The sequence below is a fragment of the Pseudomonas sp. S1(2024) genome, from assembly GCF_046557535.1.
In genome coordinates, this window is the sequence record NZ_JBKGFP010000134.1 from 1 (window position 1) to 15,084 (window position 15,084).

13 protein-coding genes are annotated in these 15,084 nt (G+C 63.5%); 7 read left to right on the forward strand and 6 right to left on the reverse strand.

Annotation, left to right across the window (positions count from 1 at the left end):
• Positions 1 to 224: 224 nt before the first annotated feature.
• On the forward strand, positions 225 to 1,175 hold the full coding sequence (locus ACLCGK_RS31820; RefSeq protein ID WP_410951390.1) for an IS110 family transposase: 951 nt from the start codon (positions 225 to 227) through the stop codon (positions 1,173 to 1,175).
• Between the two features lie 230 nt (positions 1,176 to 1,405).
• Here ACLCGK_RS31820 and ACLCGK_RS31825 read toward each other — a convergent pair whose 3' ends face one another.
• The gene (locus ACLCGK_RS31825) at positions 1,406 to 3,592 is read right to left on the reverse strand and encodes an OsmC domain/YcaO domain-containing protein (protein ID WP_137164880.1); all 2,187 of its coding nucleotides are present in this window, start codon (positions 3,590 to 3,592) and stop codon (positions 1,406 to 1,408) included.
• 389 nt (positions 3,593 to 3,981) lie between these two features.
• On the opposite strand from ACLCGK_RS31825, the gene ACLCGK_RS31830 reads away from it, so the two are divergent.
• From ACLCGK_RS31830 to ACLCGK_RS31845, 4 genes are all read left to right on the forward strand, one after another.
• Positions 3,982 to 4,437 (forward strand): (2Fe-2S)-binding protein, encoded by a 456-nt coding sequence (locus ACLCGK_RS31830; protein ID WP_003259224.1) that lies wholly within the window; start codon positions 3,982 to 3,984, stop codon positions 4,435 to 4,437.
• Positions 4,437 to 6,686 (forward strand): molybdopterin cofactor-binding domain-containing protein, encoded by a 2,250-nt coding sequence (locus tag ACLCGK_RS31835; RefSeq protein ID WP_410953624.1) that lies wholly within the window; start codon positions 4,437 to 4,439, stop codon positions 6,684 to 6,686. The genes ACLCGK_RS31830 and ACLCGK_RS31835 overlap by 1 nt, the downstream gene beginning before the upstream one ends.
• Positions 6,687 to 6,703: 17 nt before the next feature.
• Positions 6,704 to 8,047, forward strand: a complete 1,344-nt coding sequence (locus tag ACLCGK_RS31840) for a c-type cytochrome (protein WP_410953625.1) — start codon at positions 6,704 to 6,706, stop codon at positions 8,045 to 8,047.
• Between the two features lie 146 nt (positions 8,048 to 8,193).
• Positions 8,194 to 9,213, forward strand: coding sequence for an XdhC family protein (locus ACLCGK_RS31845; protein WP_410953626.1), 1,020 nt, complete (start codon positions 8,194 to 8,196; stop codon positions 9,211 to 9,213).
• Between the two features lie 129 nt (positions 9,214 to 9,342).
• Here ACLCGK_RS31845 and ACLCGK_RS31850 read toward each other — a convergent pair whose 3' ends face one another.
• The 4 genes from ACLCGK_RS31850 to ACLCGK_RS31865 form a co-directional block, all read right to left on the reverse strand.
• Positions 9,343 to 10,131 (reverse strand): substrate-binding periplasmic protein, encoded by a 789-nt coding sequence (locus tag ACLCGK_RS31850; protein ID WP_024087296.1) that lies wholly within the window; start codon positions 10,129 to 10,131, stop codon positions 9,343 to 9,345.
• 166 nt (positions 10,132 to 10,297) lie between these two features.
• Positions 10,298 to 10,939 (reverse strand): LysE family translocator, encoded by a 642-nt coding sequence (locus tag ACLCGK_RS31855; RefSeq protein ID WP_015270713.1) that lies wholly within the window; start codon positions 10,937 to 10,939, stop codon positions 10,298 to 10,300.
• Positions 10,940 to 10,989: 50 nt separating this feature from the next.
• Positions 10,990 to 11,190, reverse strand: a complete 201-nt coding sequence (locus tag ACLCGK_RS31860; protein WP_003259230.1) for a DUF1289 domain-containing protein — start codon at positions 11,188 to 11,190, stop codon at positions 10,990 to 10,992.
• Between the two features lie 8 nt (positions 11,191 to 11,198).
• Positions 11,199 to 11,516: a hypothetical protein gene (locus ACLCGK_RS31865; protein WP_003259233.1), complete on the reverse strand. Its 318-nt coding sequence runs from the start codon at positions 11,514 to 11,516 to the stop codon at positions 11,199 to 11,201.
• Positions 11,517 to 11,832: 316 nt separating this feature from the next.
• On the opposite strand from ACLCGK_RS31865, the gene ACLCGK_RS31870 reads away from it, so the two are divergent.
• On the forward strand, positions 11,833 to 13,581 hold the full coding sequence (locus tag ACLCGK_RS31870) for a BCCT family transporter (protein ID WP_054572573.1): 1,749 nt from the start codon (positions 11,833 to 11,835) through the stop codon (positions 13,579 to 13,581).
• A gap of 66 nt (positions 13,582 to 13,647) precedes the next feature.
• Here ACLCGK_RS31870 and ACLCGK_RS31875 read toward each other — a convergent pair whose 3' ends face one another.
• Positions 13,648 to 14,127 (reverse strand): VOC family protein, encoded by a 480-nt coding sequence (locus tag ACLCGK_RS31875; RefSeq protein WP_015270715.1) that lies wholly within the window; start codon positions 14,125 to 14,127, stop codon positions 13,648 to 13,650.
• Between the two features lie 206 nt (positions 14,128 to 14,333).
• On the opposite strand from ACLCGK_RS31875, the gene ACLCGK_RS31880 reads away from it, so the two are divergent.
• Positions 14,334 to 14,984: a TIGR04211 family SH3 domain-containing protein gene (locus ACLCGK_RS31880; RefSeq protein ID WP_410953627.1), complete on the forward strand. Its 651-nt coding sequence runs from the start codon at positions 14,334 to 14,336 to the stop codon at positions 14,982 to 14,984.
• The last annotated feature ends 100 nt before the right edge of the window (positions 14,985 to 15,084 follow it).

Sequence of the window (15,084 nt, forward strand, 5' to 3'; positions counted from 1 at the left end):
GGCAAGCCAGCTTGTGTCTTCAAGGTCTCTTAAACTCGAAAGGGTGAGAGCAGTGGATGGCAGACTGAAAGCCAGATGTGCTCTAAAGCACGAGTGGGAGCCTAGTCGCCATCCACCTCTCACTCTGACCTAAGCCCGAACAGTTGAATGAGTGGCGAACTCGTAGTCACAAGCTAGGGCTAAGTCAGAGTGCTCTCACTTCTTGAGTGTAAGAGGGCTTGGCGATGATTTCCTACTTCGTTGGTCTCGACGTTTCGAAAGCGACTCTGGATGTGGGCTTTCTTCCTGAAAGTATTCCCCAGTTCCAGGTCAGGAATGACCCAGAGGGCTTTGCGCAACTGATCGCATGCCTGAACGAGCTTGAGGTCGAACGGGTCTTGCTGGAAGCCACTGGTGGCTATGAACGAGCCGTATTCAAAGCCTTGCGACTGGAGGGTTTGAACGTCATCAGGGTCAACCCCAAGCGCTGTCGGGACTATGCGAGTGCCATGGGCAAAATTGCCAAGACTGACAAGATCGACGCCCAGATGCTGGCGCGGTTTGCCAGGGATTTCGAGGACTTGCCGCAGATAGAGCCTAATCAAGATCGGGATGAACTGGGAGAGCTCATCAAACTCCGTGGCAATCTTGTCCAGCATCGGGATGATGACAAGCGTCGGATGAAACAAACCACTTCAGTTACGGCCATTACCGTTTATACCGAGCATGTCGCTTACCTGAATGATCAGATTAAGGCTTTGGACAAGGCGATTGAGCGCGCCTCGAACGTGCTGGATCGCACGACAGCCATGCGGCTAAGGTCTGTGAAAGGGATTGGCGTCATCAGTTGTGGCACCTTCATGGCCTACCTACCTGAGCTGGGACGCGTGACGGGGCGCGAAATTGCAGCCTTGGCTGGGTTAGCGCCGTACAACAAAGACAGCGGCAAGAAGAGTGGCCCGAGGAAGATCGAAGGCGGGCGTTACAGAGTCCGCAAGGCGGCCTACATGTCGATCTGGTCAATGATCCAGCATGTCCCAGAAGTTAGAACCCGCTATGAAGACCTGATAGCCCGAGGCAAGTGCGCAAAAGTTGCCGCAGTGGCGTGCATGCGCGTGTTGCTGGTGCGCCTGAACGCAATGCTGCGTGACGGAACGGAGTGGAAAGAGCTCAAGCCTCAGGTACCCGCAACCTGATCACGAACGAGGATCGATTTTCTACAAATGCGGGCTTCGCCAACGACACCGCTACGCGGTATCGAGCGAAGCCCTGCCCGAATGGCACGCTTGAAAATAAATTTCTAAAGACAGTTGCTCCCACCTCGACAGCATCGACCTCAAGTCATGTGCTGTACCTGTGGGAGCTGGCTTGCCGGCGATAAGGCCAGAACAGGCAGTACAAGATAGCGATTGGAGCACTGCGGCTATCAGGCGAAGTTGGCCCGGGCCGCGTGCAGCTTCTTGTAGCTTTCGATCAGGCGCAGGTGGCGATCGAGGCCTTCGAGCTTCATGCTGGTCGGGGTCAGGCCATGGAAGCGCACGCTGCCGTCCACCGAACCCAGCACCGCGTCCATGCGCGGGTTACCGAACATGCGGCGGAAGTTGGCTTCGTAGTCGTCCATTTCCAGTTCGTCGTCCAGCAGCACTTCCAGCACCACGTTCAGCGCCTGGTAGAACAGGCCGCGCTCGACGGTGTTGTCGTTGAACTGCAGGAACGCCTCGACCAGTTCCTTGGCATCCTCGAAGCGCTGCACAGCCAGGCAGATCAGCAGCTTCAGCTCGAGAATGGTCAACTGGCCCCACACCGTGTTCTCGTCGAACTCCACGCCGATCAGCGTGGTGATGGTGGTGTAGTCATCCACATCGCAGTTGTCCAGGCGCTTGAGCAGCAGCTTGAGGGAACGGTTGTCCAGGCTGTGCAGGTTGAGGATGTCGGCGCGGAACGACAAGGCGCGGTTGGTGTTGTCCCAGATCAGGTCCTCGACCGGGTAGATCTCCGAATAACCCGGCACCAGGATGCGGCAGGCGGTGGCGCCAAGGTTGTCGTACACCGCCATGTACACTTCCTTGCCAAGGTCCTCGAGGATGCCGAACAGGGTGGCGGCTTCCTGCACGTTGGAATCCTCGCCGTGGCCGGAGAAGTCCCACTCGACGAACTCGAAGTCGGCCTTGGCACTGAAGAAGCGCCACGACACCACGCCACTGGAGTCGATGAAGTGCTCGACGAAGTTGTTCGGCTCGGTCAGCGCGTGGCTTTCGAAGGTCGGTTGCGGCAGATCATTCAAGCCTTCGAAGCTGCGGCCCTGCAGCAGTTCGGTGAGGCTGCGCTCCAGCGCCACTTCCAGGCTCGGGTGGGCGCCGAACGAAGCAAACACGCCGCCGGTGCGCGGGTTCATCAAGGTCACGCACATCACCGGGAACTCGCCACCCAGCGACGCATCCTTGACCAGCACCGGGAAGCCCTGCTCTTCCAGGCCCTGGATGCCGGCGACGATGGCCGGGTACTTGGCCAGTACCTCCTGCGGCACATCCGGCAGGCACAGCTCGCCTTCGAGGATTTCGCGCTTCACGGCACGCTCGAAGATTTCCGACAGGCACTGCACCTGTGCCTCGGCCAGGGTGTTGCCGGCGCTCATGCCGTTGCTGAGGAACAGGTTCTCGATCAGGTTGGACGGGAAGTACACCACCTGCTGGTCGGACTGGCGCACGAACGGCAACGAGCAGATGCCGCGCGCGGTGTTGCCCGAGTTGGTGTCGTACAGGTGCGAGCCACGCAGCTCGCCGTCCGGGTTGTAGATTGCCAGGCAGTGCTCGTCGAGGATCTCGGCCGGCAGCGCATCGCGCGGGCCGGGTTTGAACCACTGCTCGTTCGGGTAGTGCACGAACGGCGCGTTGGCCAGGTCCTCGCCCCAGAACTGGTCGTTATAGAAGAAGTTGCAGTTCAGCCGCTCGATGAACTCGCCCAGCGCCGAGGCCAGCGCAGCCTCCTTGGTCGCGCCCTTGCCGTTGGTGAAGCACATCGGCGACTGGGCGTCGCGCACATGCAGCGACCACACGTTAGGCACGATGTTGCGCCACGAGGCGATCTCGATCTTCATCCCCAGCCCGGCGAGGATGCCCGACATGTTGGCGATGGTCTGTTCCAGCGGCAGGTCCTTGCCGGGGATGTAGGTGCTGGTGTCCGCCACCGGCATCAGCAAGCCCTGGGCATCGGCATCGAGGTTGTCGACCACTTCGATCACGAACTCGGGGCCGGTCTGCACCACCTTCTTCACCGTGCAGCGGTCGATGGAGCGCAGGATGCCCTGGCGGTCCTTCTCGGAAATGTCCTCGGGCAGTTCGACCTGGATCTTGAAGACCTGGTTGTAGCGGTTTTCCGGGTCGACGATGTTGTTCTGCGACAGGCGAATGTTTTCGGTGGGAATGTCGCGGGTCTGGCAGTACAGCTTGACGAAGTAAGCCGCGCACAAGGCCGAAGACGCCAGGAAATAGTCGAACGGCCCTGGGGCCGAGCCATCACCCTTGTAGCGGATCGGTTGGTCGGCGATCACCGTGAAGTCGTCGAACTTGGCTTCGAGACGGAGATTGTCGAGAAAATTGACCTTGATTTCCATGCGGGATTACCGTGATTTAAACGTGCAAAACGAAATTGGCCGGCATTATCCGGGTTTTCGTTGCGGAAGTCCTCCTCACCTCCAAATGCGCTTTCTTGTAGGAGCGGCCTTGTGTCGCGATGGGCCGCAAAGCGGCCCCTTACAATACTGCATGCTGCCAAGATCCCAGGGCCGCTGCGCGCCCCATCGCGACACAAGGCCGCTCCTACAGGCGATAGCGCACATCGCCGCTTGCGCATTCCACCGAATTGCTTGCCTGATCCTCTGAACCTGCCCCCGTCAGCAGACCGGCGGTCACCCCGCTGTGCTAGCGTTTCTGCACTGGGGAGCACCGTATTCCCCGATCACAAGAAACCAAGCGACAGCAACCGTTGACGGGCAGGTGAACCATGGAATTACGCATCAACCAGAAGACCTACCAGGTCGAGGCAGACGCCGACACGCCCCTGCTATGGGTGATCCGCGACGACCTGGGGCTGACCGGCACCAAGTATGGCTGCGGCCTGGCCCAGTGCGGCGCCTGTTCGGTGCTGGTGGACGGCAATGTGGTGCGCGCCTGCGTCACCCCGGTGGCCGGCGTGGTCGGGCGCGAGGTGACCACCATCGAGGCGATCGAGGCCGATGCCGTCGGCAAACGGGTGGTCGCGGCCTGGGTCGAGCACCAGGTGGCCCAGTGCGGCTACTGCCAGTCCGGCCAGGTAATGGCGGCCACGGCGCTGCTCAAGCACACGCCCAAGCCCAGTGACGCACAGATCGAGGCAGCCATGGTCAACCTGTGCCGCTGCGGCACCTACAACGCCATCCATGCTGCCGTGCATGAGCTGGCCCAAGGGGAGAAGGCCTGATGAACACACCAGTCGATTCCCCCGCCGAACTGCTCAAGCTGCAACTGGGCGAAACCGTCAACCTGTCGCGTCGGCGCTTTCTTGCCGGCACGGCTGTCGGTGCCCTGGTGCTGGGTTTCGGCCTGCCCATGGGCTCGGCCCGCGTGCAGGCAGCTGCCGCAGCAACCCCGGAGCGCGGCACCCAGGTGCCGGCGTTTCTGGAGATCCGCCCGGACGGCAAAGTGCGCCTGCTCAGCCCGTTCATGGAAGGTGGCCAAGGCCCCTTCACCGCCATGGCGCAGATCGTTGGTGAAGAGCTGGACGTCGACCCGGCCAATTTCGTGGTCGACAGCGCGCCGCCCGGCGAAGCCTATGTAGTGATGGAAAACGGCATGCGCATCACCGGCGGCAGCATGTCGGTGCGCATGAGCTACCCGACCATGCGCCGCCTGGGCGCCCTCGCCCGGGCCATGCTGCTGCAGGCGGGTGCCGAGCAGCTGGGCGTGCCGGTCGAAGAACTCTCCACCACGCCGGGTCGCGTGGTACATACCACGACTGGCCGCTCCATCCCCTACGGAGAACTGGCCGGGCGGGCCATGGACCTGCCAGTGCCGGACCCGGCCAGCGTCAAACTGCGTGACCCCAGCCAGTTTCGCTGGATCGGCAAGCCGGTACGTCGCCTGGATGCCTACGACAAGTCCACCGGCAAGGCGGTGTACAGCATCGACATCAAGGTCGACGGCATGCTCCACGCTGCCGTGCAGCACGCGCCACGCCTGGGCATGACCGTCGGCAGCCTGCGCAACGAAGACCAGGTCAAGGCCATGAAGGGCGTGCATTCGGTGCATCAGCTGCCGGGCGCCGTGGCCGTGGTAGCCGAACGCTGGTGGCATGCCAAGCGCGCGGTCGAGGCCATCCAGGTTGACTGGAAGGAGCCTGCGGCCGACAGCCCGGTACGGCCGATGCCGGCCGACTTCTCCAGCGATGGCTGGCGCGAGCACCTGGCCACGGTCACGGGCCCGGCGCGCGACGACGAAAACCAGGGCGATGTGGCCGGCATGCTGGCCAGTGCCAAGACCCGGGTCGAGGCAACCTACCATAACCAGTACCTCAACCACGCCCAGCTGGAGCCGCCGTCGGCACTGGCGCGCTTCAACCCGGACGGCACCCTGGAGGTATGGCTGCCCAACCAGGCGCCGGACATGTTCCGTGACGACATTGCCAAGCGCACCGGCCTGGCCCCGGCACAGATCACCCTGCATTCGCCGTTGCTGGGCGGTTTCTTTGGCCGCCACTTCCTGTACGACTCGGCCAACCCCTACCCACAGGCCATTGCCTTGGCCAAGGCGGTCGGCCGGCCGGTGAAACTCATCTGGAGCCGCGAGGAAGAATTCCTCCGCGATGTGCTGCGCCCGGTCGCCGTGGTGAAGTTCCGTGCCGGACTGGATGCCGACGGCCTGCCGGTGGCCCTCGAAGCCGTGAGCGCCACCGAAGGCCCGACTGAGGCCCTCGCAGGCAAGCAAGGCGAAAAGCTCGACCCGACCGCGCTCGAAGGCCTGTCGGGCAAGTCCTACGCCATCGCCAACAAGCGTATCGCGCAGATCTACGTGAAAGGCCCGGCCATGCTCGGCTACTGGCGCTCGGTGGGCAACTCGCTGAATGACTTCTTCTATGAGTCGTTCCTCGACGAACTGGCCGACAAAGGCGGCAAGGACCCGTTCGAACTGCGCCTGCACCTGCTGCGCGACAACCCGCGCCTGACCAACCTGCTGCAGGCCGTCGCCGAGCTTTCCGGCGGCTGGAAGCGCGGGCCGTTCACCGCCGAGGACGGCAGCAAGCGGGCGCGTGGCGTGGCCATGGCCTCGCCGTTCGGCTCGGAGGCAGCGGTCATTGCCGAGGTGTCGATCGAGAACGGCCAGGTCAAGGTGCACGACATCTGGCAGGCCATCGACCCGGGCAGCATCGTCAACCCGGCGATCATCGAGCATCAGGTCAACGGCGCCGTCGCCCTGGGCCTGTCGCAGACACTGCTGGAAGAAGCGGTGTACGTGGATGGCAAGCCGCGCGCGCGCAACTACGACCTGTACCCGATCTTGCCGCCATCGCGCATGGCCAGGGTGCATGTGCGCATTGTCGAAAGCGGGGCGAAGATGGGCGGCATCGGCGAGCCACCGTTGCCCGCGGTGGCACCGGCGGTAGCCAACGCAGTCGCGCAGCTGACCGGCCAGCGCGTGCGCAGCCTGCCATTGAGCCGCCATACCTTCAGCTGAGCACACAAGGACGCCCCATGACCCATCGTTTCGCAAGAACCGCTGGCTGGCTGGCGCTGCCGTGCCTGGTCGCGGCAGGCCTGCTGGCCTGGTACGTCACCCGCGAGCCTGCCTCGCCATTTGCCGATGCGCAGGCCACCACCGCGGACCCGGCGCTGGTCAGCCGTGGCGAGTACGTAGCCCGCCTCAGCGACTGCGTGGCCTGCCACAGCCTGGCGGACGGCAAACCGTTCGCCGGCGGGCTGGAAATGGCCACCCCGCTGGGGGCGATCCACGCCACCAACATCACCCCCGACCGCGACACCGGCATCGGTGGCTACAGCCTGGCCGACTTCGACCGTGCCGTGCGCCACGGCGTAGCCCCCGGTGGCCGACGGCTGTACCCGGCCATGCCCTACCCGTCCTACGCCAAGCTCAGCGATGACGATGTAAAGGCGCTGTATGCCTTTTTCATGCAAGGCGTGCAGCCGGTGCAACAGGCCAACCTGGCCAGCGACATTCCCTGGCCGCTGAACCTGCGTTGGCCCATCGCCTTGTGGAACGGCCTGTTCGCCGCCACCACGCCCTACACCAACCAGGCCGGGCAGGACGCCCAGTGGAACCGCGGCGCCTACATCGTCCAGGGCCCAGGCCACTGTGGCAGCTGCCATACGCCGCGTGGCCTGGCCTTCAACGAAAAGGCCCTGGATGACAGCGGCAAGCCGTTCCTCGCTGGTGCCCTGCTCGATGGCTGGTATGCACCGAGCCTGCGTGCCGACCCCAACACCGGGCTGGGGCGCTGGAGCGAAGCCGAGATCGCGCAGTTCCTCAAGACCGGGCGCAACCGGCATGCGGTGGTATTCGGCTCGATGACCGAGGCCTTCAACAACTCCACGCAGTTCATGAGTGACGACGACCTGGCCGCCATCGCCCGCTACCTGAAGTCGCTGCCCGGCGACCCGCAACGCGACGGTGCGCCGTGGCAATACCAGGCCGAAACGACGGCGGCGCGGCTCGACAGCCCTGGGGCGCATACCTATGTAACCCGCTGTGCGTCGTGCCACGGCCTGGACGGCAAGGGCCAGCCCGAATGGATGCCGCCTTTGGCCGGCGCTACTTCGGCACTGGCCAAGGAAGACGCCTCGGCGATCAACATCACCCTCAATGGTTCGCAGCGGGTGGTGACGGCCGGGTTGCCCGACGCCTATCGCATGCCGGCCTTCCGTAAGCAACTGAGTGACCAGGAAATTGCTGATGTGCTGGGTTTCGTGCGCAGTGCCTGGGGGAACAATGGTGGCGCGGTGAATGCGCAGGCGGTGGGCAAGTTGCGTGGGCATACCGACCCGGCCAGCAGTAGCCCGATCATTTTGCACATGCGCTGAAATGGGTAATGCCTGTACCGGCCTCTTCGCGGGCTTGCCCGCTCCTACAGGTATGGCGCTGCCCTCCAGGACTGTGGGGTCCCTGTGGGAGCGGGCAAGCCCGCGAAGAGGCCGGTACAGCCAACATCAGGTTTAATAGAGTCCCCATGGAAAGCATCGACCTGCTGGTCCTTCGCACCACCCGAGACTGGCTCGCCGCCGGCCACCGCACCCTGCTCGCCACGGTCGCCCGCACCTGGGGTTCCTCCCCCCGCCCGGTGGGCTCGATGATGGCCCTGCGCAGCGACGGCCGTGTGGTCGGCAGTGTCTCTGGTGGCTGCATCGAGGACGACCTCATTCACCGCTACACCAGTGCCTACTGCGGCCCCGGCATGCCCGGCGGCCTGCCCCAGGTGGTGCGCTATGGCGTCAGTGCCGACGAGGCCCACCGCTTCGGCCTGCCCTGTGGCGGCACCCTCGAACTGGTGCTGGAATTCGCCCCGTCGCTGCCACACCTCGAGCAACTGCTCGCCGGCCTCGACGGCGGCAACCTGGTACGGCGTGGGCTCGACCTGCGCAGCGGCAAAGCCAGCCTCAGCGCCACCACCACGCCCGAACTGTTCAGCTTCGATGGCCAGCACATGCTCAGCACCCTCGGCCCCGGCTACCGCCTGCTGTTGATCGGTGCCGGCGCGCTGGCCGAATACCTGGCGACCATGGCCCTGTTCAATGGCTTCAGCGTTTCACTGTGCGACCCGCGCCCCGAGTACACGGCAGGCTGGAACGTTGCCGGCGTCAACCACCTTGCCGGCATGCCGGACGACGTCGTCCGCGCCTTTGCCCCGGACCTGCGCAGCGCCATCGTCGCTGTCAGCCACGACCCCAAGCTGGACGACCTGGCACTGCTCGAAGCGCTGCACAGCCCGGCGTTCTATATCGGTGCCATCGGCTCACGGCGCAACAGCCAGCTGCGCCGCGAGCGCCTGATCGAACACTTTGGCGAAAGCGAAGCGTCGTTGCGGCGCCTGCACGGCCCTATCGGCATTTATATCGGTAGCAAGACCCCGGCCGAGATTGCCGTCAGCGTCATGGCCGAGATCCTCGCGGCGAAGAACGATGTCACCCTGCCCGGCGCAGTCAGCGTGACCCGGGCCAAGGAAGCCGAGCAACTGGCCCGGTCCCTGTAGGAGCGGCCTTGTGTCGCGATGGGGCGCGAAGCGGCCCCGGCGATATCTGCGGCGAAGCTGAAAACAGGGGCCGCTGCGCGCCCCATCGCGACACAAGGCCGCTCCTACAAGGGACCGCATACCAGGCTGCTATTGCCAACGCTCCAGGTTTTGCTGCACCAGTTGCTCCGGCAACGCCCCGGCAACGATCTTTTCCATCTCCCTTGTCAGTGCCTCACGCAGCTTCGGCTGATTGCAGGGCGAGTCATGCGAAAGCGCCAGGTACAGCCCTTCGCTGGATACCGGTGGTTCCAGCACCTGTAAATTGTCGGCAATCCCCAAGGTGCGTGCCAGCGCCAAGCCGGGATACTGCTCGTACACCACATAATCGCTGCGCTTGTGCATCAACTTCTCGAATGCCTGCCTGGCACCGGGTACCGCTTCGAGGGTGAGGTTGGTCCTGGCGTAGTCGTCGAACTGCTGGCCGTGGCTGTTGTTGACCAGCGTGCCGCCTTTGCGGCCCTTCAGGTCGGCCCATTGCTGGTAGGCAAAGGTATTGTCCTGGCGCACCCAGATAACACTTGGGGTATACAGGAATGCCGGGGTAATGAAGTCCATCTGCTGCTGACGGGTCTTGGTCAGGAAGTACCCGGCCATCAGGTCGATCCGGCCCGTGCGCACTTCTTCCTGGGCGCGCGACCACGGCCCGCCATAGACCACCTCGATTTCCAGCCCCAGTTGTTTGCCCAGGTACTTGAGCAGGTCGGCATTGGCACCGATCAGTTGCTGGGGGTTTTGCGGGTCGCGCCACAGGTAGGGGGGGTATTCCGGGTTGCCGGTGGCAGTCAGCCGCCGGCATTCCTCATGCGCTACCGCCGCCAGCGGCAGCAGCAGGCACGGCAACAGCAGCAAGGCGTGGCGAAAGCAGCGCTCGATCATCGACAACCCTCGGCACATGTGACATCTGCAGACCCGGAGCGGTGGCCAATGGTTGCCACGTCCTGTGGTCGACTGCAGCACCCATCTGTGCGTGCTGCAGACAGTCTGGACCATGTATGGCCATCAGGTTGGCCTTTTATCGGCCAGATGGAGCGCCCCTCGTACTTCAGGCCCCCTGCCGGCGCATCGCCAGGATTGCCGCGCCAAAACCGATAAAGGTGGTGCCCACCACCCGGCTCACCCAGCGCGACAGGGACGGCCGGGTCAGCACGCCCTTGGCCCGCGCCGCCAGTGCGGCATACAGGCTCAGCGAAACCAGCGACAACGCTACGAATATCCCGGTCAGGATCAGGAACTGCGGCAACAGCGCCGCCCCTTGGTCGATGAACTGCGGGAACAGCGCGGTGAAGAACATGGTCGCCTTGGGGTTGGTCACTGCCGTGAGGAAGGCCGACTTGTATAGCTTCAGCGGCGTGGGCCGAACCTTGGCCACACCCTCTGCGTCGCCCTGCGCCAGCATCGGGCTCTTTTTCAGCAATTGCCGCGCGCCCAAATAGAACAGGTAGCCCGCCCCCAGGATCTTCACGGCGTTGAACAGCATTTCGGAACTGGCCAGCAGCGCGCCCAGCCCCAGCATGGCGGCTGCCGACAGGCAGAACAGGCCCGAGCCATTGCCCAGCGACGACCAGATCGCGCTGCGCTGGCCATGGGCAAGGCTGTTGTTGATGGCCATCAGAGTGGCAGGGCCGGGGCTGGCGATCGCGATGGCAGCGACCAGGGTAAAGGCAAACAGCGAGTGAGAATCCATTTTCAGGCTCGTCAGACAATCAGGAAAAATTGCGCACAGGGTGCGCAGGTTCAGTCGCCATTCTGCCGCTTGGCCGCCTTCTTGGCGATAGCCTTCATCCGCGTTGCCGCCCGCTGCACGGTGGCCATCTTCTCGGGGCGCTTCATGCCCCGCCATTTGCGAATTTCGTCACGGCTGCGCCCGCAGCTCACGCACAGCTCGCTATTGAGCTGGCACAGCGAGACGCAGGGGTTGTCGATGTCTTTGGCCATGCCGCCACTCAGCCGGGCATTTCAGCCTGCGCGCGCTCGGCGGCAGCGTGGAACACCTGGCGTACTTCTTCGGCCTTGACCTTGGTGACCGACCTGGCAGCCAGCAACTCGTCGACCACGCGCAAGCCCTGTTCCAGGGCGGTGGCCAGTTGCTCGCGGTCGGAGGCGTCAGCGATATCACCCAGATAAGGAGCGATGAGATACACATAACGGTCCTGCAGCTTGAGCGCTTCCAGCGCGTCGAGGGCTTTCTGGAACCGATCGGCAGCGGCAGGGCTCATGCTCAATTTATCGAAATGAATCAGGCTCACACGGTCAGTGGCCATCTGGACGAATCTCCGTTTCCTGGTACGGCCAGGCCCACAAGCGGCAGCGCTTCTACGATGCCCGGATGTGCAGGCCTGGGTAATGCCCACAGGGTACCAGAACCCGAGGCAGAAAGGGCCATCGCCCCCAGAACTAAAAGTATCTGGCAGGTCGCGCAATGGACGTCCCGGGGCGTTATCGGGACAGGAGCCGCCGTTTAGTGCGCAGGATAATCCCGCCAGCAATCTCCCCGCCGAGGCAGTCATCGAACTCGGTAGCCCACACAAAACTACAAGCCTGCACCAGCCGGTAAGCCAGAAAGGGGCCTCATCATTCATGGCAAAGGAACACATCACCGAAACGCTCGACCTTGGCGTGACGGATCCCTCGAAAACCGCGGAAGCACGCCAGGACCGGCGTTTCGAGGGCAAGCTCGACTGGATCGTCTTTGGTTTCACCAGCCTCCTGGCCATCGCTTTCGTCCTCTGGGGCTTCCTCAACCAGGCAAGCCTCGCCAGCAGCGCCTCCAGCGCACAATCCTGGGTCATTCTCAACTTCGGCTGGTTCTTCGTGCTTACCTCCACGCTGTTCGTGGTGTTCGTGCTGTGGCTCGCCGCCAGCCGGTACGGTCGGGTCCCTCTGGGCCGTGATGGCGAACAGCCAGAATTCCGCACGGTGTCGTGGGTGGCGATGATGTTCAGCGCCGGCATGGGCATTGGCCTGATGTTCTTCGGCGTTGCCGAACCGCTGTCGCACTATGTATCGCCACCACCAGGGACGGCCACCGGGCAGTCCAGCGAAGCGATGCAGGTGGCCATGGCCACAACGTTGTTCCACTGGACCCTGCACCCCTGGGCAATGTACGCCATCGTCGGCCTGGTGATTGCCTATGGCACCTTCCGCCGCGGCCGCTCGCAGCTGATTTCCGCCGCCTTCCGGCCGTTGATCGGCAAGCATGCCAACGGCCCGCTCGGCCGCCTGATCGACATGATGGCGATCTTCGCCACGCTGTTCGGCTCGGCGGCCTCGCTGGGCCTGGGCGCGCTGCAGATTGCCGGTGGCCTGGAGTACAACGGCTGGATCGAAAGCCCCGGCAAGCTGTTCTACATCTCGATCATCACCCTGCTGACCATCGCCTTCGTCACCTCGGCGGTGTCGGGCATCGGCAAGGGCATCCAGTGGCTGTCCAACACCAACATGGTGCTGGCGCTGGTGCTGGCGGTGTTCGTGTTCATGGTCGGCCCGACCCTGCTGATGCTCAACCTGCTGCCAACCTCGATCGGCATCTACGTCAAGATGCTGCCGGAAATGATGGCCCGTACCAACGCCAGCGGCGGTGAACAGATGAACAACTGGCTGGCCGGCTGGACCGTATTCTACTGGGCCTGGTGGATTTCCTGGACGCCGTTCGTGGGCATGTTCATCGCCCGCATCAGCCGCGGCCGCACCATCCGCCAGTTCGTTACCGGGGTGCTGCTGGTACCGAGCCTGGTCAGCCTGGTGTGGTTCACCATTTTTGGCGGCGCGGGTATCGACGCCCTGCGTGAAGGCGCCTTCCAGCTGGCCAATGGTGCGGTCAACAGCAACCACGCGCTGTACCAGTTGCTGGACAGCTACCCGCTGGCCTCGGCGACATCAGTGCTGGTGATGGTTCTGGTGGGTATCTTCTTCGTCTCCGGTGCCGACGCGGCCTCGCTGGTGATGGGCACGCTGTCGGAACACGGCACCACCACGCCATCGCGACGTACGGTGATCTTCTGGGGTGCGCTGACCGGTACGGTGGCGGCGATCATGCTGGCAATCGGCGACCCGCGCGACCCCGGCGAGGCACTGACCGGCCTGCAGAACCTGACCATCGTCGTGGCCCTGCCGTTCGTGGTGGTGATGGTGCTGCTGTGCCTTGCGCTGTACCGCGACCTGCGCAAGGACCCGATGATGCTGCGCCACCTGCGCGGCAACGAACTGATCGAGAAGGCCGTGTTGTATGGCGCGGTGAAGCATGGCGAAGAGTTCTACATCGTGGTGCAGGAGAAGAAGACTTCGACCAAGCCGGCGTCGGCAGAGGCCGAAGTGACCGGCAACTGACCTGGCAAGTTTGTGGAATCGGGGGCTGCTGCGCAGCCCCCGATCAAGATGCCTTCACTGCCGTGATCAGCCCTTCAACGCCGCCTCTATCCTGGCCACATCGATCTTGCCCATCTGCATCATGGCATCAAACGCCCGCTTGGCCGCCGCCCGGTCGGGGTGGCCGATGGCTTCGATGAGGATGCGCGGGGTGATCTGCCACGAAATCCCCCATTTATCCTTGCACCAGCCGCAGACACTGGCCTCCCCGCCGTTGCCGACAATGGCATCCCACAAGCGGTCGGTCTCGGCCTGGTCCTCGGTGCTGACCTGGAATGAAAACGCCTCGCAATGCGTGAAGGCCTTGCCTCCGTTGAGCCCCACGCAGGGAATACCCATGACGCTGAACTCCACGGTAATCACGTCACCCTGTTTCCCGGATGGATAATCAGCAGGTGCCTGATGCACCGCTATCACTGTCGTGTCAGGGAAGACGCTGGCGTAAAAGTTCGCGGCTTCCTCGGCGTCGTTGTCGTACCAGAGGCAGATTGTGTTCTTGGCTGTCATGGTCTTGTTCCAAGAAAGGGTGTGAGCCTTTGAGTCTAGTCTCACAGTCGCCGGTTGAAGTCCTGCAACATCCTGCAGACATTTCCGACATCAGGTAGTGAACCTGCTGACAAAAAAACGGTCTTTCGCTGACGGTCAACCCACCGACCGGTTCATCGGCCCAGTCACCGGGCCTACTTTTTGTCCTGTTTCAGCGAAGACCCAACATGCCCGATTCCCGCCCAACTGCTTCCGCCCTCACTGCCCTGCGCGGCGGCCTGATCGCCACCCTGGTGGCCCTTGCCGCACCCGCGCACGCCGAAGAGCCTGCCAGCGATGCACGCTGGGTCAGCGACAGCCTGAGCACCTACGTGCGCAGCGGCCCCACCGATGGCCACCGCATTGTCGGTACGCTCAAGTCCGGGCAGAAGCTGACCCTGATCGGCAGCCAGGGCAACTACAGCCAGGTGCGCGGGCAGAACGGCGATGTGGTGTGGATCCTCAGCAACGACCTGCAGTCGGTGCCAGGCCAGGGCGAGCGCCTGCCGCAGCTCGATGCCCAGGTCGCGGACCTGACCGGGCAGCTGAAGAACATCGACGACAGCTGGAAGAATCGCGTACAGGGCATGCAGGAAACCCTCGATTCACGCAAGAAGCTGATCGACGAACTTGAAGCACGCAACAAGGCGCTGAATGAACAGCTCGACCAGAGCCAGTCGCAGCTGCGCGATACCCAGGCACGCCTGGGGGACGAGAACAAGCAGGTTATGATGCGCTACATGGTGTATGGCGGCAGCATTGCCGGCGCGGGCTTGCTGGCGGGGCTGATCCTGCCGTCGCTGACCCGTGGGCGCAGGAAGAACGATCGCTGGTTCTGAAGACGGCGCCAGCCTGCGCTGGCCTCTTCGCGGGTAAACCCGCTCCCCCCACCACCCCCACCGCCCCCAACACCGTCGCGAGGGCGAAGTAGAAGGGTTT